The sequence below is a fragment of the Desulfurivibrio modestus genome (assembly GCF_044068625.1).
Taxonomy (GTDB): Bacteria; Desulfobacterota; Desulfobulbia; order Desulfobulbales; family Desulfurivibrionaceae; genus Desulfurivibrio.
Map to the genome: position 1 here is coordinate 52701 of NZ_JBIPKH010000016.1, position 22035 is coordinate 74735.

Here is a 22035-nt window from a genome sequence, read left to right on the forward strand (position 1 = left end):
GCCTTGAAAAATTTGCTCTCCACCAAGGAGGTGGCCCAACTGCTCAGTGTCAACGAGAAGATGGTCTACCTGCTGATTGCCGAAAAGGGGCTGCCCGCCACCAAGGTTACCGGCAAATGGCTTTTTCCCCGCCATCTGGTGGAACGCTGGATCGAAAACTCCACCCAGAATTTCCCGGCCGCGACCGCCCCCCTGCCCCCCTACCATGGCCTGCTGATCATGGCCGGCAGCGACGATCCCCTGCTGGAGCAAACCCTCAATCTATTCAATCGTTCCCACCCCGGACAATTGGCGGTTTACGGTAATGTGGGCAGCTTTGGCGGCCTCCGGGCCCTGCGGGATAATCTTTGCCATCTGGCTTCCAGCCACCTCCTGCAGGAGGAGGATGGGGATTTCAACTTCCAGTTTGCCGCCGAGGAGCTGCCTTCCCCCCCGGCGGTAATCAATTTCTGTTTTCGGGAGCAAGGGTTGTTGCTGGCCAAGGGGAATCCCCTGGCCATCGGATCGGTGGCCGATCTGGCCCGCAAAAAGGCGCGGGTGGTCAATCGGCCGCTGAGTACCGGCACCCGCCTGCTCTTTGAACAGCGGCTGCACCAGGCGGGAGTGCCGGGCAAAAAACTGACCGGCTATGACCGTGAGGTGGCCCGCCATCTGGATGTGGGCCTGGAAATTCTGGCCGGCCGCGCCGATGCCGGACCGGCCATCCGGGCGGTGGCCGCCCTGTTGGGGCTCGACTTTCTGCCCCTGGGCCGAGAGCGCTTCGACCTGCTCATTGCCCGCGAACGTTTTTTCGACAAAGGGGTACAACTGTTCCTTGGCCTACTCCACGAGCCGCCCTTCCGGCAGCTGGCCCAGGGACTGGCAGGATATGACGTCAGCCAGAGCGGGCGCACCATTTTCCCACAAGAAGCGACAGATAACCCATAAACCAAGGAGAATGAAAATGAAAAAGTGGTTGGCGAGCGCAATCTGCGCCGGAATGCTGGTGACCGCCGGGCCGGCTTTGGCCGGGGAAAAGGTGATCACCATGAGTACCACCACCAGCACCGAGGCCTCGGGCCTGCTGGCCTACCTGTTACCTGAATTCACCGCGGAAAGCGGGATCAGTGTCCGGGTGATGGCCAAGGGCACCGGGGCGGCTCTGCGGGACGGGATGGACGGCAATGCCGACCTGGTGTTTGTCCATGACCTGGCTCGGGAAGAGCAGTTCGTGGCCCAGGGCCATGGCACCAAACGTTACCATGTGATGTATAACGATTTCATCATTGTCGGACCCGCCGCCGATCCGGCCGGCATCAAGGATGCTGCCGACCCGGCCACGGCCATGCGCCGAATCGCCGCAACTCGCAGCCCCTTTGTCTCCCGGGGTGACGACAGCGGCACCCATGCCCGGGAGAAGCAGCTCTGGCGGGCCAGCGGTCTTAAGCTCACCCCGGCCGACGCGCCCCGGGACGGCGAGGGCTGGTACCTCTCCATCGGCCAGGGCATGGGTGCGGCCCTGATTGTCGCCCAGGAGAAAAATGGTTATCTCCTGGCCGATCGCGGCACCTATCTCCATTACAAATTCGGCCGCAGCGAACCCTATGAGCTGGAGATCATTTATGAGGGCGGCGATCTGCTCAGAAACCCCTATGGGGTGATCCCGGTCAACCCGGCCAAGCATCCCCATGTAAAGTTTGAGCTGGCCGACACCCTGGCCCGCTGGCTGGTTTCCCCCGAGGGCCAGCAAGCGATTGGCGCCTATCAGCTCCACGGTAAACCGTTGTTTTTTCCGGACGCCAAGTAGGTGGAGTTTCTGACCCAAAGCCTGGTTGCCGCCCTGGAGATGATCTGGTCCTGGGACCGGGAGTTGTACGCCATTGTCTCCCTTTCCCTCCAGGTCAGCTTTTTCTCCACCCTGGTTGCCGCCCTGCTGGGGGTGCCCCTGGGTTTCCATATCGCGGTCCGGGAATTTCGGGGCAAACGGGCGGTTATCACCATCCTCAACACCCTGCTGGCCCTGCCCACGGTGGTGATCGGGCTGCTGGTTTACGCCTTTCTCTCCCGCCAGGGCCTGCTGGGCCACCTGGGTTTGCTCTACACCCCCAAGGCGATTATCATCGGCCAGGTGATCCTAATCCTGCCCTGGGTGGCCACCTTCACCATAGCGGCGGTGAGCCGCATCGATCGGCGCTACCGGCTCACCGCCCTGACTTTAGGGGCCTCCGGCCTGCAAGCCGCCCTGGCCGTGGCCCGGGAGGCCCGCTTCGGCATTCTGGCCGCGATCATCGCCGCCTTCGGTCGCGTGATTGCCGAGATTGGTATTGCCATGATGCTCGGCGGCAACATCAAGGGTTACACCCGCACCATGACCACCGCCATGGCCCTGGAACACAATAAAGGAGAATTTGCCCTGGCGGTGGCCCTGGGGCTGATCCTGCTGGCGGTCAGCCTGCTGCTCAATATCGCCCTGCAACTGGCCCAGGGCCGCTACGGGGGAGAGCAATGACCCTTTTCAGTTTACGGGGAGTACGCCAGATCTTTGGCGACCGCACCGTACTCGATATCGAAACCATGGAACTGGAGGCCGGCCGCAGCTACGCGCTGCTGGGTCCCAACGGCAGCGGCAAGACCACCCTGCTGCAGCTGTTGGCCCTGCTGCGCCCACCGAGCCGGGGCGACCTCTATTTGGGGGATCAACGGGTTAACTGGCGGGGAAGCGCCCTTCAATCATCACGCCGCCGGGTGGTCCTGGTGGATCAGCACCCGATCATGTTCACCGCCACGGTACGGGAAAATGTCGAGTACGGCCTGAAGATGCGGGGGGTAAAAGGGCATAAGCGGCGGCAAATCGCCAACCGATATTTGGAGCGGGTGGGGATGGCGGAGTTTGCCGACCGCCGGGCTCACCTGCTCTCCGGCGGTGAAACCCAGCGGGTGGCCATGGCCCGGGCCCTGGCCTGCCAGCCGGAGGTCCTGCTGCTGGATGAGCCCACGGCCGGGGTTGATCTGGCCAACCAGGCGGTGATCGAGCGGCTCATCCAGAAGATCCACCGGGAGCTGGGGCTGACCGTTATCTTCTCCTCCCACAACCGGCTGCAGGCTTTCAAACTCAGCCAGGAGCAGATCTTTCTCTGCCAGGGCAAACTTGCCGGTATCGTCGGGGAAAATCAGTTTGCCGGCCAGGTCTGTCGGCAATCCGGCAAAACCTTTTGCCGAATTGCCGAGGGGGTGGAGGTGGAACTGGCCGGTGGGGCCGAAGGGGTCAGCGGAGCGGTGACGGTGGCAATCAACCCCGCGGCCATTGGCATTTATCCCCTTGACCGGCAAAACCAGGCCGGAGAAGCCGATCGGCCACCCGGGACCCTGCTTCCGGCCCGGGTGAGACAGATGACCGCCGAGGGCGACCAGATCAGAACTTTACTTGAGCTGGGGGGTATCACCATCACCGCCCTCTTGAGCCGGGAGGAGATCCAAGGCGGGGGGGTGGTGGTCGGCGACCGGGTCCTGGTTGAACTGAAACCGCAAGCGGTGCAAGTCATCTCCTCCCCTGCCGACCAGATCCCGCCGCATTAGACCTTGCGGAGCGGCCAATCCCGATCTTCAAAGGCGGGGGCCGAAAATGGCGGTGCCCACCCGCACCAGGGTGGCCCCCTCCTCCACCGCCACCTCAAAATCCCCCGACATCCCCATGGATAACTCCACCTTGCCGTGGCGCCCCAGCAGGCCTTGGGCCGTCAGCTCCTCGGCCAGAAACCGCAAGCGGCGAAAGTGGGGGCGGCTGGCCTCCGCCTCGGCCGACCAGGGCGGCATGGTCATCAGCCCCATCACCCGCAGGGCCGGCAACCCCGCCATGGCTCGCAGCAACTCGGCGGCCTGTTCCGGAGCCACCCCGGATTTTTGCCTTTCACCGCCGACATTAACCTGAACCAGTACCGCCAGCACCCTTCCGGCCATGGCGGCATGACGATCAAGCAGGGTGGCCAGCTTCAGCCGGTCCACCGTTTCCACCATGGTGAAATTTTCCGCCGCCGCCTTCGCCTTGTTGCTCTGCAGATGGCCGATGAAATGCCAGCCCAGTTCGCCGGCCGGATCAAATTCCGCGATCTTCTCCTGGGCCTCCTGAAGGTAGTTTTCACCAAACAGTCGCTGGCCGGCGGCAATGGCCTGCCGCAGGCGTTCCGTCGGCACCCGCTTACTCACCGCCACCAGGCGCACCGCGTCGGGATCACGCCCGGCCCTGCGGGCGGCGGCGGCAATCCGAGCCCGCACCGCCGCCAGATTATCGGCAATCGTTCCCATCAATCCTCACTCCCTTGCGCCGCCAACCCCGCCTGAGACCCAGCGCCAGGTGTCCCGACACATATCTTCCACGCTTCTTTGGGCCCGCCAACCCAGCAACCGCTGGGCCAGGGCGGGATCGGCCCAGCAGGCGGCGACATCACCGGGCCGCCTTGCCGTCACCCGGTAGGGTACCGGCCGACCGGAAACCCGGGCGAAGGTTTCAGCCATCTCCAGGACCGACAGCCCGCGGCCGGTACCGAGATTAACCGTCAACAGACCGGGATGGCGGCGGAGATATTCCAGGGCGGCCAGATGGCCCTCCACCAGATCCATCACATGGATATAGTCCCGCACCCCGGTGCCGTCGGCGGTGGGGTAATCGGTACCGAACACCTGTAAACTTTCTCTTTTCCCGGCCGCCACCTGGGCCACATAGGGCATCAGATTGGCGGGCTCCCCGCTGGGATCCTCGCCGATCAGACCACTTTCATGGGCCCCCACCGGATTGAAGTAGCGCAAGCGGGCGATCCGCCAGCTGGGGTCGGCCCGGCTCAGGTCGGCCAGGATCTGCTCGATCATCAGCTTGGAGCGGCCATAGGGGTTGGTGGGCTCCCCCAGCGGGCAATCCTCGGCCACCGGCATCCGGGCCGGTTCGCCATAGACGGTGGCCGAGGAGCTGAAAACCAGCACCTTGACCGCCGCCGCCGCCATCGCCCGGCAAAGGGCCACGGCCCCGCCGACATTGCAGTCGTAGTAGCGCAGCGGCCGGCTAACCGACTCCCCCACCGCCTTCAGACCGGCAAAATGGAACACCGCCTCGATCTTCTCCTGGCGCAACACCCGCTCCAGCAGTTCCCGGTCACGGACATCACCCTCCACCAACCTGAGCGGCCGACCGCTGATCCGCGCCACCCGCTCCGCCACATCGGCCCGGGAGTTGCTCAAATTATCCAGACTTACCACCCCATGGCCGGCCTGTTGTAAAACCAGGCAGGCGTGGGAACCGATATAGCCGTTGCCGCCGGTTATCAGAATATTCAAAGTTCACCTCCCGCTTATCCGCCGATCCCATCGACCGGTCATCGCTCTTCTACCACAGGAGGCGAGGAAATGGAATATCGACCACACCCTCTCCCGGACGCCAACTCCCCTTGACATTCGGCGAATCAACTGCTATCGATGACGGAGTGAACATTCACTCCGTCATCGACGGAGGAGCAACACCCGCAGGAAACGGCGATGGCGAAAAGCGACAAACGGCAACTGATCATGACGGCGGCCCTGCAACTCTTTGCCGAGCGGGGTTTCCATGGCGCGCCGACCTCGGCCATCGCCGCCGGGGCCGGGGTCGGGGTCGGGACCATCTACCGCTATTTCAAGGATAAGGACAGCCTGGTCCACCAACTGTGTACCGAACTGCACCAGCACTACCAGCAGACGATCCTGGCCGAACTCGATCCCCGCCTGCCGCCCCGGGAGCGCCTGGAGCAGATTTTCGCCGTCCTGTTGCGGATCTTCATCGCCGCCCCCGATGAGTTCCGTTTTATGGAGCTATACTACTACTCTTCCTACGCCACCGCATCCGCCTCGCGCTTCCCGGAAGAGGACAGCATCGTTTTCCAGACCATCCGCGAGGCCCGGGAACAGGGGTTGTGCAAGGATGCCCCCCCGCGGGTTCTGGAGGCCCTCGCCTGGGGACCGCTGGTGGCCCTGGCCAAGGAGCACAGCAATCGCAACCTGGTGGTGGATCAGAAAATTATGGCCCTGACTGTGCGGGCCTCCTGGGACGCCATTCGGGAATAGAGGAGAAAATAGAGCATGAACAGTCATCGTTTCGTCATTGCCCCCTCGCCGGCCACCCTGCGGCTATTGCTGCTCCTGGGATCGCTGCTGCTGATCTCCGGCTGCGGCAACGGAACTCCCGATGGTGGACCGCAGGGACCACCGCCGATGCCGGTTGCAGTCCTGACCGTGGAACCGGAGAATATCGCGGTGGAGGCCGAATACGCCGGCCGGGTCCACGGCTCCCGCGAGGTGGAGGTCCGGGCCCGGGTGGCGGGAATCCTGGAAAAGCGACTCTTCCTGGAAGGTCAGGCGGTGGCGGAGGGTGATCCCCTCTTCCGGATCGACCCGGAACCCTTTGCCATCGCCATGCAACGGGCCCGGGCCGAACAGGCCGCGGCCAAAGCCGATCTGGAGCAGGCCCGGCGGGAGATGGCGCGCAGTACCACCCTTTATCAACAGGACGCCATCAGCCAGCGGGAGCGGGATCAGGCCCTGACCAACCACCAACTGGCCGAGGCCCGCCTGGCCCTGGTGGAGGCCGCCCTGGCCGATGCCGGCCGCAATCTGCGCTACACCCGGGTCGAGGCCCCGATCACCGGAATCACCGGCCTGGAATCCTTTCCCGAGGGCAGCCTGATCGAACCCGGCACCCTGCTCACCACCATCACCAGCCATGATCCGATCCATCTCCGCTTCTCCCTGCCGGAGGAGGATGCCGCCCGCCTGGCCCGGCGCCTGACCGGCGACGAAGCCACCCGGCCCCTTGCAGCGACTCTCCGCCTGGCCGACGGCAGTGATTACCGCCATTCGGGCCGGGTGGACTTCACCGACCGGGTGATCGATCCCCGGACCGGCACGGTCAACGCCCGGGCCATCTTCGCCAATCCCGACAGCGAACTGGTGCCCGGCCAGCTTCTGCGCATCCGGCTGCAGCTTGACCAACTCGCCGGGGTCTTTGCCGTACCCCCGGCCGCCATCAGCAATGATCGCACCGGCCCCAAACTCTTCGTCGTCGAGGAGGATAACACGGTCCGCTCCCGGCCGGTGGAGTTGGGACCCCAGGTGGCCGGCCGGCAACTGGTACTCTCCGGGCTGGCAAGGGGCGACCGCCTGGTGATCAACGGCCAGGTGGCCCTGGCCGACGGAATGGCGGTCAACCCCGTTTCCGCCGAACAAAAGGAGTAGCAAATGGCCCGCTTCTTTATCAACCGGCCGATCTTCGCCAGTGTGATCTCGATCATCATTATCCTGGCCGGCCTGGTTTCCCTGCGGATTCTGCCGGTGGAGCAATACCCGGACGTGGTCCCGCCCCAGGTGGTGGTCCAGGCCTTCTATCCCGGAGCCGGGGCCGAGGTGATCGCCACCTCGGTGGCGGCCCCCCTGGAGCAGGAGATCAACGGGGTGGACAACATGATCTACATGGAGTCCACCAGTACCGACGCCGGGATGCTGATGATCACCGTGACCTTCGAGATGGGCACCAACCCCGACCAGGCGGCGATCAACGTCAACAACCGGGTCCAGGCGGCCACGGCCCGCCTTCCCCAGCGGGTGCGGGATCTGGGGGTCCGGGTGGAGGCCCGCTCCACCAACATACTGATGGTGATGGTCCTCTCCTCGCCCGACGGCCGTTACGATCCGATCTATATCAGCAACTACACCCTGCTCAACGTGATCGACGAACTCTCGCGCCTGCCCGGGGTCGGCAACGCCTCCCTCTTCGCCAGCCAGGATTACTCGCTCAGGATCTGGCTGCAACCGGACAAGCTGGCCCGCCACGGCCTGACCCCCTCCGACGTGGCCGACGCCCTGCGGGAGCAGAACGCCCAGTTCGCCGCCGGCCAGTTGGGCGGGGAACCGGCCCCCCCCGGCCAGGCCTTTACCTACACCGTCACCACCCCGGGCCAGTTCAGCACCCCGGAGGAGTTCGCCGGGGTGATCCTGCGGGCCGACCAGCAGGGCGGCACCCTGCGCCTGGGGGATGTAGCCCGGATCGAGGTGGGAGCCCAGCGCTACGATTTTTCCGCCACCTACAACGGCACCCCCACCGTTCCCCTGGGGGTTTACCTCCAGCCGGGAGCCAACGCTTTAGCCACCGGCGAACGGGTCAAAGCCACGATGGCCCAAATCAGCGAGCGCTTCCCGGCCGGCCTGGAATATACGATCCCCTACGACACCACCGAGTTCGTCGAGATTTCCATCCGCGAAGTGATGATTACCATCCTGGTGGCCACCGTTCTGGTGGTGCTGGTCACCTTCGTTTTCCTCCAGCATATCCGGGCCACCCTGATTCCGGTGGCGGCGATCCCCGTTTCCCTGATCGGCACCTTTGCCGGGATGCAGCTTATGGGGTTCTCGGTCAACCTGCTGACCCTCTTCGGCCTGGTACTCTCCATCGGGATCGTGGTGGACAACGCCATTATCGTGATGGAAAACGTCGAACGGCTGATCATGGAAAAGGGGCTGGCGGCCCGCGAGGCCTCGGTGGAAACCATGCGCCAGGTGGCCGGGGCGGTGGTGGCCTCCACCCTGGTGCTGGTGGCGGTTTTTGCCCCGGTGGCCTTTCTCGGGGGCCTCAGCGGCGAGCTTTATCGCCAGTTCGCGGTGACCATCACGGTGTCGGTGGTGGTCTCCGGGGTGGTGGCCCTGACCCTGACCCCGGCCATGTGCGCAGTGCTGCTGGATAAGCAGCCCCACGTCCCGGCCGCGCCTTTCCGGCTCTTCAACCGGATCTTTGAATATCTGACCGACTTTTTCGTGGCCAGCGCCGGTTTCATGATCCGACGCCGGGTGCTGGGGGCGACCCTCTTTCTGCTCTGCTGCGGGGCGACGTTTTTGCTGCTGGAACGCCTGCCCTCGGGTCTGGTGCCCCAGGAGGATCAGGGGGCTGTCATGGTGGTGGGCCAGTTGCCGCCGGCCTCGGCCATGGGCCGAACCAATGAGGTGCGGGACACCCTCTCCGAGCAGTTGACCGCCATCGCTGAAATCGATGAATTCACCGCCATCTCCGGCTTCGACATCTTCGCCTTTTCGCTGCGTCCCAACGCCTTGCTTGGTTTTGCCAATCTCTCCGACTGGCGGCGGCGCCCCGCCCCGGAACAACATGCCCAGGCCCTGGCCGGTCGGATCATGGGGGTGGGTTTCGGGATTATCGAGGCCAACATTTTCGCCTTCACGCCGCCGCCGATCATGGGTCTGTCCCTGACCGGCGGGGTGGAGGGCTATCTCCAGATCCGGGGCGACGCCACCCCTGATGAGATCGAAGCGTTGGCCGGCCGGGTGGTCCGGGCGGCCAACGCCCGGCCCGAACTGGTGGGAGTCCGCAGCACCATCGATGCCGGCATCCCTCGCTACCGGGCCGAGGTGGACCGGGAGAAGGCCAAGGCGATGGGGGTCCCGATCAACACCGTCTTCGAGGCGCTGCAAAGCACCTTCGGTTCCCTCTATGTCAACGACTTCGCCTATCTCGGCCGCCTCTGGCAGGTCAATCTCCAGGCCGAGGGCGAGTTCCGCAGCCAGCCGGATGATCTGCGCCATATCTTCGTCCGCTCCCGGAGCGGCGAGATGATCCCCTTAAGTTCGCTGATGAGCCTGGAGCGGACCAGCGGCGCGGATGTGATCAACCGGTTCAATATCTACCCGGCCGCCCGCCTGATGGCCGACCCGGCCCCCGGCTACACCAGCGGCCAGGCCAAGGAGGCGATGGAGGCGGTGGTCGGTGAGCTGCAGGACCGGCGGCAAACCCTGATGGGCTGGATCGGCGAGGCCTACCAGCTTGAGGTGGCCGCCGGGGCCGGGGGAACCGCCTTCGGCCTGGGTCTGCTGATGGTCTTTCTGATCCTGGCCGCCCAGTATGAACGCTGGACCCTGCCCCTGGCGGTGGCCTCGGCGGTGCCCTTCGGAGTTTTCGGGGCGGCCCTGATCGCCTGGCTGCGAGGGTATCCCAACGATATTTACTTTCAGGTGGGTTTGCTGGTATTAATTGGGCTGGCGGCCAAAAACGCGATTCTGATCGTCGAGTTCGCCGCCCAGAACCGGGAGGGCGGCATGAGCCCGGCCGAGGCGGCGATGGCCGCCGCCCGCCAGCGTTTCCGGGCCATCGTAATGACCGCTTCCACCTTTATCATCGGCACCCTGCCCCTGGTTTTCGCCACCGGCGCCGGCGCCGCCAGCCGCCGGGAGATCGGCTCGGTGGTCCTGGGCGGGATGCTGGCAGCCAGCACCCTGGCCCTGATCTTTGTGCCGCTCTTCTATGTGCTGTTCGAGAACCTGGCGATCCAGCGCCAAAAGGGAAAAAACAATCATGCCTAGAATCGGATTACTTTTAGCCCTCCTCCTGCTCAGCGGCGGTTGCGCCCTGGGCCCCGACTACCAGCGGCCGGAGCTTGATACTCCGGAGGATTACCGCCATGCCCCGCCGGTGACCGAAAATGGGGAGCTGATCAGCCTCCAGGCAGTTCCGCCCGCCGATGACCTGCCCAAGGGGGAGTGGTGGCAGCTTTACCACGATCCGTTGCTGAACGATCTCCAGCAACGGGCCGCCGCCGGCAACCGGGAGTTACGGGTTGCCCTGGCCCGCCTGGACCAGGCCCGGGCCGCCGCCAGGATCAGCGACGCCGACCGGCTGCCCCGCCTCGATCTCCAGCCCTCGGCCCAACGGAGCCGCACCCCCGAGGATCTCTCCCCCATGGGAACCGCCATCACCACGACCACCATCACCCTGCCCCTCAATCTCGGCTACGAGATCGATCTCTGGGGCCGCTTGCGTCGCCAGAGCGAGGCGGCGGGGGCCGATTTCGCGGCCTCGACCGCGGAGGTGGAAAATTTTCGTCTCCTGCTCCACGGCGAGGTGGCCAGGGCCTATTTCTCCCTCTGGACCCTGGACCAGGAACTGGAGTTGCTGACAAAGACCTTGGAGTTGCGACGGGAGAACCTGCGCCTGGTGACCAGCCGCTTCAGCAGCGGCCTGGCTGGACGGCTGGATGTCAGCCGGGCCGAAAGCGAAGCGGCGGTGACCGAGGCCGAGGTGGTGATGCTGCGGCAGCGGCGGGCCGAACTGGAACATGCCCTGGCCTTGCTGCTGGGGGAGACCACCAGCCGGTTCACCCTGCCCCCGATCGCCGAGAGCGGACCCGATGTGCCACCGGTGGCCCCCGGCCTGCCCTCGGCCCTGCTCCAACGCCGCCCCGACGTGGCGGCGGCGGAGCGGCGGCTGATGGCGGCTTCGGCCCGGATCGGCATGGCCAAGGCCGCCTTTTTCCCATCCATCCGCCTGACCGGCGCCGCCGGCTACGGCAGCAACGAACTGGACCGCCTGCTCAACAGCGGCAACCGCCTCTGGAGCCTGGGGCCGCAGATCAGCCTGCCGATCTTTGACGGGGGCCGCAACCGGGCCCGCCTGGAGCAGGCCCGGGCCGCCTACCAGGAAAACCTGGCCGCCTATCAGCAGACCATTCTCCAGGCCTTCAAGGAGGTGGACGACGCCCTGGTCGCCCTAGATCTGCTGACCGAACAGCAGCAGGCCCAGCAACGGGCCCTGGCCGCCACCCGCCAAAGCGTCGAGCTCTCCCATCATCGCTATCGGGCCGGCCTGGTCAGTTATCTGGAGGTAATTGAAAGTGAGCGCACCGCCCTCACTTTAGAGCGGGCGGCCCTGCTCACCACCGGCCAGCAACTGCAGGCCAACCTGGCCCTGATCAAGGCCCTGGGCGGCGGCTGGCAGGATGACGACCTGCTGGCGGCGCTCCCGCCTAATCCCCCTCCCGGAGCAGAAGCAGCCAGGGCGGAGCCGGGATCCCCAGCGATTCGGTGATCACCCGGTAGAGTTCGGCCTCACGCACCGTGACCACCCCATCGTGCATCATCGCGGCCAGGGCCGCGGTCAGCAGATTCTCCCTGAGCGGAGGCGGGGCCGACTCCAGCCCCTCCAGGGCGGCGGCAAAGTGGGCCAGGGCAGATAACCCGGCGGGCAGATACTCCAGATACTTCATCTCCTTGGCAAAACGGCGGGAAGCGCGCATAAAGGCTCGCCGCGCCTCGCGTTCTTCATCATGACCTTGTCGGGCCAGCAGCGAGAGCACGCAGGAGATCTGTGCCCATTGCCCCGGCGGGGGGGCGGTCCCACCCCTGGCCGGGCGGCCGGCCAGACCAAAGTGGCGATCCAGCCTTTTCAGCAGCAGATGTTGCAGGGCGAACTCAAAGAGAGCCAGCTGCTGATCGACCCCGATCAGTAGCTGGACATTGCCGCGGAACTTTTCATACTGGTCACGGGAGAGGGTCTTTAAGGCCGGCAGCAGCAGATCCGACAGGGGCAGGCGCAATCCGGGGCTGATGGCCGCGACCGGCCCCTGCAACCGGCCCAGCTCCCGCCAAACCGCGGGATCGGCCTGTGCCTCCAGGGCGACCAGTTGCCTGGCGCGAAAAGTCGCATCCTCATCGAGCAGCAGCCCATAGACCACGGCCCGGGCGGAGAAGGGATTGCGGGCCGCGGCCCGGACCGCCGCCGGCAGCGCCCGAAGCTGTTCCCCGGCCAAACGCAGATATTCCGGGGTCGGACCGGACGTCAGCTGCCGCAACCGCTCATCGTCCCAAGCCAAATCCGCTCCGGGCGCGATCCGGATCACCGCCTCGGCGGGCAAAGCCGCCCTGGTTCCCCGTCCCGAGCCGTCCCCGGCCGGGGCCGCAAACAGCATGGCCTCGTCGGCGGACACCTGGACCGGCTGCATCTTGCGTGGAAACTCATCCTTAAAAGCGGGCTGCAAGCGGCGAATCCTCTCGGCCAGCGGCGGGTGGGTGCTCAGCCAGACCCAGCTCCGGCCGGCCAGGGCGTTGCCGAAATAGAGATGGCTCAATTCCGCCGCCCGGGGGTCAAGGACCCTGGCGCCCCCGCTGTAGCCCCCGATCTTTTTCAGGGCGCCGGCCAACCCGTCGGGGTTGCGGGTAAACTGCACCGCCGAGGCATCGGCCAGATACTCCCGCTGGCGGACGATGGCGCTTTTGATCAGCTTGCCCGCCAGCGCCCCGATATAGCCCAGCACGAAAAGGACCACCCCCGCCCCAACCAGGAAAGCGGCGCCGCTCCCCCGCCGGCCGGTGCGAACCAGCGGCACCCGCGCCACCCCCGCGCCCCGGGCCGAGCCGCGCAAAAGCAGCTCGCCCAGCAGCCCCAGGGCCAGGATGCCGTGGAGCACCCCCTGCAGGCGGAGATTGACCAGCATGTCGCCGTAAAGGATATGACTGAATTCGTGGGCCACCACCCCCTGCAGCTCATCCCGCTCCAGGTAGGTCAGGGCGCCGCGGGTCACCCCGATCACCGCGTCTTCCTGGCTGAAACCGGCGGCAAAGGCGTTGATCCCCCCTTCCCGGTCCAGCAGAAAGACGGCCGGCACGGTGACCCCCGAGGCCAGGGCCATCTCCTCGACGATATTCAGCAGCCGCCGCTCCAGCAGGTCGTCGGTATCGGGCAACAGCAGCCGCCCGCCGCACAACTGGGCCACATAGGCTCCGCCGCCGCTCTTGAGTTGAAGATATTTATAGAGCGTGCAGAGAAAAATGAAGGCGGAAACCAGCAAGGCGATCCAACCCCAGCGCCGATAATCCCAGGCGGCGGGGTCGAGGTCGAAGGGGGTGGCGGCGTGATAAAGCCGCTGGGGATCGAAGGAGAGCAGGACGTAGATCGCCGAAGAGACCAGCAGCACCACCAGGCAGGCGGCCAGGGTGAAAAAAAGCACCAGCTTCAACGAATTGCGCCGGGCGATATCCTGATGCCTGAAAAAATCCCGCATCGGTCGGCCCGGTTAGAAGGACACCACCGGAGCCTTGCGCTCCTCCTTGTTCTCCAGCTCCAGAAACTGAGCGTGATCGAAACCGAGCGCACCGGCGACCATGATGGCCGGAAAGCTCTCCCGGGCGATGTTGTAGGCCATCACCCCGTCATTGAAGGCCTGGCGGGCAAAGGCGACCCGGTTTTCGGTGGAGGTCAGCTCCTCACTGAGCTGCATCATATTCTGGTTGGCCTTAAGATCGGGGTAAGCCTCCACCAGGGCAAACAAACGCCCCAGCACCCCGGCCAGGGCCCCCTCGGCCAGGCCCAGCTTCTGGATGGCGGCCCCGTCGCCGGGGTTGCCGGCGGCCTGCCGGGCGGCCCCGGCGGCCTGGTTGCGGGCGGCGATCACCGCCTCCAGGGTTTCCCGCTCGTGCTGCATATATTTTTTGGCGACCTCCACCAGGTTGGGAATCAGGTCATAGCGCCGCTTCAACTGCACATCGATCTGGGCAAAGGCGTTTTTGAAGCGGTTGCGGAAAGCGACCAGCCTGTTATAGACCACGATCACCAAAAGCAGCACCAGGGCCGCCGTTACCAAAACCAGCACGCTGATTATCCCCATTGCCGACATAATTCCTCCCTGGTGGTTGACTGTCCAAGCCGATGCGGCTGCCATCTGCTATTTTTTGCTGGCAATTTTGTCCACCACCCGGCGGACATCAGCTAAGCATCAGCGACCTTTGGGGTTTTTCCGAGCGCAATCGCACCCACCACCCTTTTTCTCATCTGCAATTTTTTCCAGAATCGTTGAGCGTCCATTATCGACATAGTCTTCTTCGATCTGTTTCCGGGTAAACTGAGCACAATAACATACCAGATCACTTTCCTTCAATTCGCCTATCTTTTGAGCTAAGTGCTCAAGATTCATCTGTTGCTCTCATCGCGGGGGGAGATTCGCGCAGCGGTGGTCAAGAGTTGACCACTCAGGCGGTACATGCGGCCATGATGATCCACCACATGAACATTGTCGGCGATGGCGATCAGAGCGACACCACAGATGTTGCCACCGCCAGAAATCCTGGCCGGCGCATGGGCGAGGCGGCCGCCCCGCGCCAGAAGCTCATGATTTGCTGGGCAGACCTGTTTGGATCGACACTTGTCTTCAACTTGCGGAAAGTGGCTCGTTACGGGCCAGGCGTTGTCTGAAATTATATAAGTGGCAAGCTTCGCATTTAAAAATAACGGGGACAAACTTGCTCGATCATGCCCTGCAGGCCCGCCATTATGTGATATCTACCGCAGTCGATCCAGAAGCTCCGCCCCATCTCCCCGGCCTCGAAAGCTCCTTGCACGCAGATGTAGTTACAGTCCTGATCGAGGAGATCCAAGTAGAGATATATAATGTACAACCGCCACCCGAACTCGACCGCCCCACCAACGGCCATTTCATTAAATTTGAGCCAGAGATATTTCCCTATAAACTCCCTCAAATCGGCCACAAACTCTGGGGAAACAGGATCACAACTGCCGCAGGATGAAGGGATCGGGCTGCTGATCAGCGCCTCGTATGCCTCCTGTTTAATCGTTTCAAAAGATACCGCGTGAAGGATACTCAAGGCCTCACAGTATGAGGATGAAAAGTTTACATTCGCGATCCCGTTCTGGATCTCCTCCAGCATGGCGGCAATGTCGGCTGTCTGCTCTTCACCAACTCGTTCGTTCATAGCCGCCTCAAGATACTGCTTGTCGACGGTATTCACCTTTACCCGCCCCCAATTCCAAGTCTGTCGATAGGTTGTGACCAGGGTAAAGGTGTTCTCGTCTATACGATTGGGCAAAATAAAGCGCCAACGATCGGTCTCGCCAGTTTCGTCGAGGTAGAAGGCGGCAAATATCTCCCCTTCCTTGAGGGGAGGATCCGGCAAGGGAAAGGTCATCGTCATCACCACCTCATAGGGCGGATCTCCGGCGGTCTTGATCGAAAATGCGCCCTCGTCTCGTCGCGGCCAGGCTAAAAAGCCCGTCGGCAGCCACGGTGTCCTAAAAACATTAAACCTGTCGTCGGTAAGATAGAAGGTGCGATACTCCTCCAGTTGACCAGGGGCGATCTCAACGATCACGCCGTAGCCGGCACCATCCGGATCGTCAAGCTTCAGGATCGCGCCGGGAGGACCCACCATGTAATCGCTATCCTCCGGCTGATACTCGGTAGTTTCGTCGCCGCCACCACCGCCAACATCACCACCGCCACCGCCACAACCTGTGAGCAGCCCAGCCATGACAATCAAAAACGATAATAGAAATAACGCTTGAATAGAAATAACGCTTGAAAAAACTCGACAAGAATACACCCTACAAACTGGCTGGCTCCGGACTCTAAAATCAAGCTCATTCATCATCGCCACCTTTAGTCCCAATGGGTTGTTACATCTTCACATCCCACGACTGTCCAGTTTGTAGTATTGACTTCAAGGTTACGATACAGACCATATCATCATAAGTACAATTCTTTCTCCTCCAGCTCGCTTGATTTCTTCCAGCGAGTTCCATCGTGGCGACCGACGGCTGTGCGCCAAGGCCCGGCAGTTAGCTCGCCCCTACACCAACCCCAAACCTTAAGCCATGTAATTGCCGCCGTTGACCGGCAGGTACTGGCCGGTGATGTAATCGGCCAGGGCGGAGGCCAGAAAAACCACCGCCCCGGCCACGTCCTCGGGGATACCCACCCGACGCAAAGGGGTGGCGGCGGTGATGAATTCCTTCATTTCCGGCGGCAGATCGGCGGTGGCGTCGGTGGCGGTCAGGCCCGGGCTGACCACGTTGACCGTAATCCCTTCCGGCCCCAGTTCCATGGCCATGCCCCGGGCCATGGCGTCCAGAGCGGCCTTGGCGGCGGAGTGAGCGGCAAAACCCTCGCCCGGTGAACGCGAAAGGGTGCTGCTGACCAGGATCAGCTTGCCCGCCTTCCGCTCCCGCATGGCCGGCAACACCGCCTGGCAGCAGTTGTAAAGGGCCTTGATCTCACCGGTCAGCTTGGCCTCGATCTCCGGCCAGGCCATGGTGGTTAAAGGCTGGATGGGGAAGTTGATATGGGCATTGTTGACCAGCACGTCGATGGGTCCCAGTTCCCGGACCGCCGTCCGCACCATTTGCGCCACCGCCTCCGGGTCGCGGACATCGGCCGGCAGGGCCAGGGCCTGGCCGCCGGCGGCCTCGATCTCCGCCACCACCGCCCGAGCCTGCGCCGCCGCCTGCAGGTAATTGACCACCACTTTGGCGCCACAAGCCGCCAGGGCCCTGGCGCAGGCCGCGCCGATGCCCCGGCTGGCGCCGGTTATCAGGACCACTTTGTCGGTGAGTTGGAGCTCCATGGCATCCCCCTTGATTTTGTTCTCTGGGTGGCCGCCTGTCAGCGGGGCCGGTTGTAGCGCCCCATCAGTCGGGCCTGGGCCAGGATATGACCGGCCATGGCCTGTTCCACGGCGGCCTTGCCGGTCCCTTGCGGCAGGTCCAGCTTGCAGTCCAGGGCGTAGAGCTTGAAAAAGTAGCGGTGTTCCCGGTCCGGCGGGCAGGGGCCGGAGTACTCCAGATTGTTGCCGGTGCCCAGGCCGTGGACCCCTGCCGGCTCCGAGTTCTCGGCAATCTCCCGGGTCTGCGGGGAGATGTTGAAGACCACCCAATGATCCCACATGCCGTCGGGGCGCAGCTGTTTGGGCACGTCGGGATCATCCATGATCAGCACCAGGCTGACGGCCTGCTCCGGCACCCCGGCGATTACCAGGGGCGGGTTGACGTTGTCCCCGTCGCAGGTATAACGGGCCGGAATCAGGCCCTCGTGGGCAAAGGCAGGGCTGGTAAGTTGCATGGCAACCTCCTTGTAATCCTTGACTGACATTATTCTTGGCCTCAACGCTCCAAAGCGTCAAACACTACTCAACACGTGGCTGGGGCGCAAGGGGCTTGCTTTTAGCGCTCGAATATACGCTCAGCGCGGTAACCGTGATCAAAATCAGTCCCATGCCGAAAATCTGCAGTGCGGCCAGGCTTTCATTTAAGACCACTACGCCGAACAGCGACGCGGTGACCGGCTCGACCATCGCCACCACAGACGCCACCGCCGGGGCGGTATGCTTCAGGCCGACGATATAGAAAATGAACGACAGGCCGGCGCCAACCACCCCCAATACCACGAACAGTGGCCAACTCGACGTTTGCAGCACGGCCACGGTCTGATCGGCATCGGCCAGCCCGATGAGGATGGCGGCGAGAACCGCGAACGCTATCACCAGGATCGCCTGGGGGCTGCCGTGGGGGGCCGCATACTTGAAGCCGAAAATGAACACCGCGTAAGAGAGACCGGAAAGCAGCCCGGCCCCGGCGGCAAGCGGCGTGACCTCCCCCGCGCCGATCTCGTAAATACCGGTCAGCAGCACCACCCCAAGCATTACCAGCGCGATGGCGACCCACTTGAACAGAGTAGGCCTTTCGAGCTTGAGGGTGAAGGAGACGAGATAGACGAACACCGGGGCGCAGTACATCAGGGTCGCGGCAACCGCGACACTGCCCTCCGCAATGCTTACAAAATAAAAGGCGAAGTTGCCGGCAACCCCCACCCCGGCGATCACCGACCAGAACCATAACCGGCGACTTGCCAGGCCGCTGCCGCGCGGGTGCAAGGCCAGCCAGACGAGAACGAACAAAAAACCGATCGCGCCCCGATAGAACGACACCACCACCGGATCCCAGCCCTGGCCGGTGAGAATACCGCCGATCCCGCCCGATAGCCCCCAGCATAGCGCCGCCAGCACCACGAAAGTGGTACTCAGACTCACCATTTTGTCCAATGCAATCAAACCCAGACCTCAAGCCATGTAATTGCCGCCGTTGAGCGGACATCGGCCGACAGGGCCAGGGCCCTGGCGCAGGCCGCGCCGATGCCCCGGCTGGCGCCGGTTACCAGTACCACTTTGTTAGTGAGCTGGAACTCCATGGCATCCTCCTTGATCTTGCTCACTGTCGGCGTATTTTAACCTGAATTTCTTCCGCAGCGAAACCCTTCCGCCAAATCAGCGGTGGCCTCGTCCAGAACCAGAACTCCTGGTTCCCCACCATCTCCTTCACAAAACGTCACCCAAACCCTTGCGGTCGATGAGGCTTGAAAGTTTCGCCGATCTCGAGGCCGGAATTTCCAGAGTGCGGCCACTGGTCACCAGGCATTATCGGCAAGCGAAAAAATGGCTACCGCCCCATGCACCAGGCCGCTCAAAACCTGGGGATTGCCAGCCAACTCGTCCAAACGTAGACATCACAAGTAGAATTCAAGTGCTTCCAGTTTTTTGGTGATGCTCATGCGGTCGAGTAAAACTTCCAAGACGAGTTCCTGGTCAGGCATATATCGCCTCCCCGATGATCTTGTCGATGAAGGTGCCATCGGGGTTTTCCCCGGCCTGCTTGTCATGGCCCTACCCGCGCCCCTGTCACATCCTCAAGCTTCTTCCTAATCCGGATCCTCTCGTTGCTCCCAATAGTCGATAGTCGCAGGATCGGCAATCCGCATTTCTTTAACACAGGGTCCTTCAGCGCATCACGCTCAGCTTGACGCGTCCCTTCACGATGGAATGCATATCCATCAACTTCAATGACCAGCACAGGACTTTTGTCGACTTTACGGTAGACCAGAAAATCTGTTTTAGTCCAGGGATGGGTCGCATATGCAGATTCCTCAGTGGTCAGGCCCTCTGTATTCCGGACGAGCATCGACATCGGGAATTGGATCACAACACTGTAGCCCCGATAAGCTTTCTCTTGAAGGACCGCCTCGATTTCGCCGTAGGAGAGGTTCTCGGAATCGTACTTTGAAACTCGTTTCCGCTTTTTCAGCACCTCCAAACGCGCTGTCGTGTATTCTCTGTAAAGGAGATCGAAGACGGAACGGACCCTACCAGGGATGACCTCACAATTGCTGTACCGAATATAACGTACAAAATCCGCAACGTTGCCATTACCCTCGGCCATCTCCTTCGAAACTACCAGCCGCAACTTCTCCTGCGCCCGGGATATAGCGACATTCAGCAGATTCGGGTTATCGACGAATTCGTTGGCCTCGTTCGACACCGTCGTTATAATCATGACACGCTTTTCTCTGCCCTGATACTTATGCACCGTGTCGACCTCAATCTCCTTCGAGCTGACAGACGCCCGCATTCGGGCGGTCTGTGCTTTATATGGCGAAACAATGCCAATGTCGGTTGGTTCGACCGAGCCCAGTTCGGGCAAAACGTTTTCTAGAATTTCGTCAATCTGGCGCTGATTAAACGTGCCACGCGCATGCCGTCCCTCGACGGTCATATAGGCCTTAAGAACGTCCGACTCGCCTTGATCTCGCGTCATAACGAGCAGCTCGCCCCCATAGAATTTTTGGTTGCAAAACTGAATGATCCTCGGGTGACACCGGTAATGTTCTCGCAGCAGCGTCTCGGGAATTTCCCGAAAAGCAGCGCGCACGGCGGTAAGCAAGTTGTGTCGCTCGAACCGGGCATATCCTGGCACTTCGTATCGTTCAGCGACCAGTTTTGCCCGTTTTTCGTCCTGCTCAGTCAATACGTTGGGAAGCTGCATAGGATCGCCGACGACCACGAGCTTCTCTGCGCAGCCCATCGCCAGAACACCATTGAGCAGGTCGACCTGGCTCGCCTCGTCCACGATGACGCAATCAAACAGATAGCCGTTCTGGACCGACGTGATCACAGAAAACGTTGTGCTCAGTACGATTGGATATTCGTCAAGAAATTCTTCCGGCCGCTTCCAGAGGTCTTCGGGAGCAAACACCGCCCGCGCCCGGTTGTTGTAGCGCTCCGCAAGGCGATGTTTCAATAGCTGCATCGAAAGCGTGGTCAGCCGTTTCAGACGCCTGTCGAAACTGAACTTTTCGAGCGAAACCTCAAGCGTTTTCCGTTTGTCCTCCAGTTCCGCCAGCTTGCGCAGGTAGTAGGCCTTCTGTAACAGTGAAATACGTTCCTCGTCGCTGAGCCGGAAAAAGAGTCGCCCTGCCATACCGAACCGGAGCAGAAGGCGAATCTTCTCCAGAATGCCGACATGACGGCTCGCCGCTCTTGTGGGAAACGAAGCAAAAGAAGCGTTGGATGAATGGCGCTTCGCTTCTCGCTCACAAGCCAGCCAGGAATCCATAAGCTTCCGCGCGGATACTCTCGGCCGGAACGTCCGCTCCCTAGTATTCGAGTCGCGCCCCTTCGTTTCCTGCTGAAAACCTTCAAAATGAGCCAATTCAAGCCGGAGCGCATCGATCTGCTGAATCACGGCCGCCAACTCGTTCTTCGTTTCAAACTTTTTGTCAAGCTCCTGATTCAGGCGGATAATCTCCTCGCGCACAGCATCTTCGTCCTGGCCTGCTTCGTCGAGCGTCGGCATCCGAACAGTTGCACCCGTCTGTCCCTCAATGAACGCCTGTTTGTTTTGTGCGCTGCCGAGAAATGCGGCCACGAAATCCAGCTCGTATTTCTGAAGTTTTTCGAGCACGTTAGCGGTAGCGGAATTGTTGTTTGAGACCACAGCAACTCGTTTCTTCTGGAGCAGCATGTTGCCAATCAAATTAAGGATTGTTTGCGTCTTGCCGGTGCCCGGTGGCCCCTGAACCAGCGAGACAGGGTGCTGAATCGCCCTCTGGACCGCCGTTTTCTGGGTCATATTACAGCCAAACGGGAAGATAATGGCAGATGTAATGTCCGACGCGACCGTCTTCGAATCGACAGCTCGGGCCTGCAAAAAACTGGAAAGGATGCTGCGATGCGATACTGTGTTGAGTTGTCGATATTTCATCGCCAGCAGAGAATCGCCTTCATCAGTTCTGAGCGTAACGCCTTCAGCCAGTTCCCTGAAATAGGCAAGAACATCCATGCTGCGGCCGTTGGATGATTCCATCGACTTAGCAGAAAACGCAGAGAGCTGGCAGCATCTGCTGCCTCCACTGCCGTGGAAAATCTTCACCCAATTTCCGAAGCGCAAAACCTCCGTTACGTCGGACAACACATCGCCCTCGATTATAAAGCGGGAATTATCAACTGGTATGTGATCGGGATTTGAAAGATATTCAACATTGCAGCTGGCATACCGATACGGCTTTCCCTTTTTGAAGGTCACGTCCGTGTGTTCGGCTTCTTGGACGATTTGCAGGACATCATCCGTACAGTCCTTGCCTTTGATCA

The 22035-nt window shown here is 62.1% G+C and carries 20 protein-coding genes; 9 read left to right on the forward strand and 11 right to left on the reverse strand.

Going from position 1 to position 22035, the window contains the following annotated elements:
- Positions 1-3 precede the first annotated feature (3 nt).
- The 4 genes from ACHHRT_RS10350 to ACHHRT_RS10365 are packed head-to-tail and all read left to right on the forward strand — an operon-like array spanning position 4 to position 3555.
- The gene (locus ACHHRT_RS10350) at positions 4-927 is read left to right on the forward strand and encodes a substrate-binding domain-containing protein (protein ID WP_395499691.1); all 924 of its coding nucleotides are present in this window, start codon (positions 4-6) and stop codon (positions 925-927) included.
- A gap of 16 nt (positions 928-943) precedes the next feature.
- Entirely contained in the window at positions 944-1786 is an 843-nt protein-coding gene (locus tag ACHHRT_RS10355) for an ABC transporter substrate-binding protein (protein WP_395499692.1), read from the forward strand.
- Positions 1787-2488 (forward strand): ABC transporter permease, encoded by a 702-nt coding sequence (locus tag ACHHRT_RS10360; RefSeq protein ID WP_395499693.1) that lies wholly within the window; start codon positions 1787-1789, stop codon positions 2486-2488.
- Positions 2485-3555, forward strand: a complete 1071-nt coding sequence (locus ACHHRT_RS10365) for an ABC transporter ATP-binding protein (protein WP_395499694.1) — start codon at positions 2485-2487, stop codon at positions 3553-3555. The genes ACHHRT_RS10360 and ACHHRT_RS10365 overlap by 4 nt, the downstream gene beginning before the upstream one ends.
- A 27-nt stretch (positions 3556-3582) precedes the next feature.
- Here ACHHRT_RS10365 and ACHHRT_RS10370 read toward each other — a convergent pair whose 3' ends face one another.
- Positions 3583-4281: a YggS family pyridoxal phosphate-dependent enzyme gene (locus ACHHRT_RS10370; RefSeq protein ID WP_395499695.1), complete on the reverse strand. Its 699-nt coding sequence runs from the start codon at positions 4279-4281 to the stop codon at positions 3583-3585.
- A gap of 6 nt (positions 4282-4287) precedes the next feature.
- Positions 4288-5304, reverse strand: coding sequence for a UDP-glucose 4-epimerase GalE (gene galE / locus ACHHRT_RS10375; RefSeq protein WP_395499696.1), 1017 nt, complete (start codon positions 5302-5304; stop codon positions 4288-4290).
- A 198-nt stretch (positions 5305-5502) separates the two neighbouring features.
- Here galE and ACHHRT_RS10380 point away from each other — a divergent pair, with 198 nt between their 5' ends.
- Genes ACHHRT_RS10380 through ACHHRT_RS10395 form a run of 4 tightly spaced genes read left to right on the forward strand, consistent with a single transcriptional unit; the run spans position 5503 to position 11860 of the window.
- Positions 5503-6066: a TetR/AcrR family transcriptional regulator gene (locus ACHHRT_RS10380; RefSeq protein ID WP_395499697.1), complete on the forward strand. Its 564-nt coding sequence runs from the start codon at positions 5503-5505 to the stop codon at positions 6064-6066.
- Between the two features lie 15 nt (positions 6067-6081).
- On the forward strand, positions 6082-7233 hold the full coding sequence (locus ACHHRT_RS10385; protein ID WP_395499698.1) for an efflux RND transporter periplasmic adaptor subunit: 1152 nt from the start codon (positions 6082-6084) through the stop codon (positions 7231-7233).
- A 3-nt stretch (positions 7234-7236) separates the two neighbouring features.
- Positions 7237-10359, forward strand: coding sequence for an efflux RND transporter permease subunit (locus tag ACHHRT_RS10390; protein ID WP_395499699.1), 3123 nt, complete (start codon positions 7237-7239; stop codon positions 10357-10359).
- A complete protein-coding gene (locus tag ACHHRT_RS10395) occupies positions 10352-11860 on the forward strand; it encodes an efflux transporter outer membrane subunit (RefSeq protein ID WP_395499700.1) in 1509 nt (502 codons plus the stop codon). Before ACHHRT_RS10390 ends, ACHHRT_RS10395 begins: the two co-directional genes overlap by 8 nt.
- Here ACHHRT_RS10395 and ACHHRT_RS10400 read toward each other — a convergent pair.
- The 3 genes from ACHHRT_RS10400 to ACHHRT_RS10410 form a co-directional block, all read right to left on the reverse strand.
- Positions 11799-13832: a M48 family metalloprotease gene (locus ACHHRT_RS10400; RefSeq protein ID WP_395499701.1), complete on the reverse strand. Its 2034-nt coding sequence runs from the start codon at positions 13830-13832 to the stop codon at positions 11799-11801. The genes ACHHRT_RS10395 and ACHHRT_RS10400 overlap by 62 nt on opposite strands.
- 12 nt (positions 13833-13844) lie before the next feature.
- Positions 13845-14435 carry a LemA family protein gene (locus ACHHRT_RS10405; RefSeq protein WP_395499710.1) on the reverse strand — a complete coding sequence of 197 codons (591 nt, stop codon included), beginning with the start codon at positions 14433-14435 and terminating at the stop codon, positions 13845-13847.
- A gap of 108 nt (positions 14436-14543) precedes the next feature.
- Positions 14544-14741: a bacterioferritin-associated ferredoxin gene (locus ACHHRT_RS10410; RefSeq protein WP_395499702.1), complete on the reverse strand. Its 198-nt coding sequence runs from the start codon at positions 14739-14741 to the stop codon at positions 14544-14546.
- Between the two features lie 47 nt (positions 14742-14788).
- On the opposite strand from ACHHRT_RS10410, the gene ACHHRT_RS10415 reads away from it, so the two are divergent.
- On the forward strand, positions 14789-15019 hold the full coding sequence (locus tag ACHHRT_RS10415) for a hypothetical protein (protein WP_395499703.1): 231 nt from the start codon (positions 14789-14791) through the stop codon (positions 15017-15019).
- A gap of 26 nt (positions 15020-15045) precedes the next feature.
- Here ACHHRT_RS10415 and ACHHRT_RS10420 read toward each other — a convergent pair whose 3' ends face one another.
- The 6 genes from ACHHRT_RS10420 to ACHHRT_RS10445 all read right to left on the reverse strand — a co-directional run bounded on the left by ACHHRT_RS10420 (position 15046) and on the right by ACHHRT_RS10445 (position 22033).
- Positions 15046-16092: a hypothetical protein gene (locus ACHHRT_RS10420; RefSeq protein WP_395499704.1), complete on the reverse strand. Its 1047-nt coding sequence runs from the start codon at positions 16090-16092 to the stop codon at positions 15046-15048.
- A 336-nt stretch (positions 16093-16428) separates the two neighbouring features.
- Complete coding sequence (locus ACHHRT_RS10425) at positions 16429-17184, reverse strand: SDR family oxidoreductase (RefSeq protein WP_395499705.1); 756 nt, start codon at positions 17182-17184, stop codon at positions 16429-16431.
- 38 nt (positions 17185-17222) lie between these two features.
- A complete protein-coding gene (locus ACHHRT_RS10430; RefSeq protein WP_395499706.1) occupies positions 17223-17678 on the reverse strand; it encodes a YbhB/YbcL family Raf kinase inhibitor-like protein in 456 nt (151 codons plus the stop codon).
- Positions 17679-17742: 64 nt separating this feature from the next.
- Positions 17743-18648 carry a DMT family transporter gene (locus tag ACHHRT_RS10435; protein WP_395499711.1) on the reverse strand — a complete coding sequence of 302 codons (906 nt, stop codon included), beginning with the start codon at positions 18646-18648 and terminating at the stop codon, positions 17743-17745.
- A 14-nt stretch (positions 18649-18662) separates the two neighbouring features.
- On the reverse strand, positions 18663-18827 hold the full coding sequence (locus tag ACHHRT_RS10440; RefSeq protein WP_395499707.1) for a hypothetical protein: 165 nt from the start codon (positions 18825-18827) through the stop codon (positions 18663-18665).
- 440 nt (positions 18828-19267) lie between these two features.
- Positions 19268-22033 carry an AAA domain-containing protein gene (locus ACHHRT_RS10445; protein ID WP_395499708.1) on the reverse strand — a complete coding sequence of 922 codons (2766 nt, stop codon included), beginning with the start codon at positions 22031-22033 and terminating at the stop codon, positions 19268-19270.
- Positions 22034-22035 lie beyond the last annotated feature (2 nt).

What these genes read in the sequence shown, in the direction of transcription:
- ACHHRT_RS10355 (WP_395499692.1), top strand. Translation starts at nt 944, where the DNA reads ATGAAAAAGTGGTTGGCGAGCGCAATCTGCGCCGGAATGCTGGTGACC.
- ACHHRT_RS10365 (WP_395499694.1), top strand. Translation starts at nt 2,485, where the DNA reads ATGACCCTTTTCAGTTTACGGGGAGTACGCCAGATCTTTGGCGACCGC.
- ACHHRT_RS10370 (WP_395499695.1), bottom strand. Translation starts at nt 4,281, where the DNA reads ATGGGAACGATTGCCGATAATCTGGCGGCGGTGCGGGCTCGGATTGCC.
- ACHHRT_RS10380 (WP_395499697.1), top strand. Translation starts at nt 5,503, where the DNA reads ATGGCGAAAAGCGACAAACGGCAACTGATCATGACGGCGGCCCTGCAA.
- ACHHRT_RS10385 (WP_395499698.1), top strand. Translation starts at nt 6,082, where the DNA reads ATGAACAGTCATCGTTTCGTCATTGCCCCCTCGCCGGCCACCCTGCGG.
- ACHHRT_RS10390 (WP_395499699.1), top strand. Translation starts at nt 7,237, where the DNA reads ATGGCCCGCTTCTTTATCAACCGGCCGATCTTCGCCAGTGTGATCTCG.
- ACHHRT_RS10395 (WP_395499700.1), top strand. Translation starts at nt 10,352, where the DNA reads ATGCCTAGAATCGGATTACTTTTAGCCCTCCTCCTGCTCAGCGGCGGT.
- ACHHRT_RS10400 (WP_395499701.1), bottom strand. Translation starts at nt 13,832, where the DNA reads ATGCGGGATTTTTTCAGGCATCAGGATATCGCCCGGCGCAATTCGTTG.
- ACHHRT_RS10405 (WP_395499710.1), bottom strand. Translation starts at nt 14,435, where the DNA reads ATGGGGATAATCAGCGTGCTGGTTTTGGTAACGGCGGCCCTGGTGCTG.
- ACHHRT_RS10410 (WP_395499702.1), bottom strand. Translation starts at nt 14,741, where the DNA reads ATGAATCTTGAGCACTTAGCTCAAAAGATAGGCGAATTGAAGGAAAGT.
- ACHHRT_RS10420 (WP_395499704.1), bottom strand. Translation starts at nt 16,092, where the DNA reads ATGGCTGGGCTGCTCACAGGTTGTGGCGGTGGCGGTGGTGATGTTGGC.
- ACHHRT_RS10425 (WP_395499705.1), bottom strand. Translation starts at nt 17,184, where the DNA reads ATGGAGCTCCAACTCACCGACAAAGTGGTCCTGATAACCGGCGCCAGC.
- ACHHRT_RS10430 (WP_395499706.1), bottom strand. Translation starts at nt 17,678, where the DNA reads ATGCAACTTACCAGCCCTGCCTTTGCCCACGAGGGCCTGATTCCGGCC.
- ACHHRT_RS10435 (WP_395499711.1), bottom strand. Translation starts at nt 18,648, where the DNA reads ATGGTGAGTCTGAGTACCACTTTCGTGGTGCTGGCGGCGCTATGCTGG.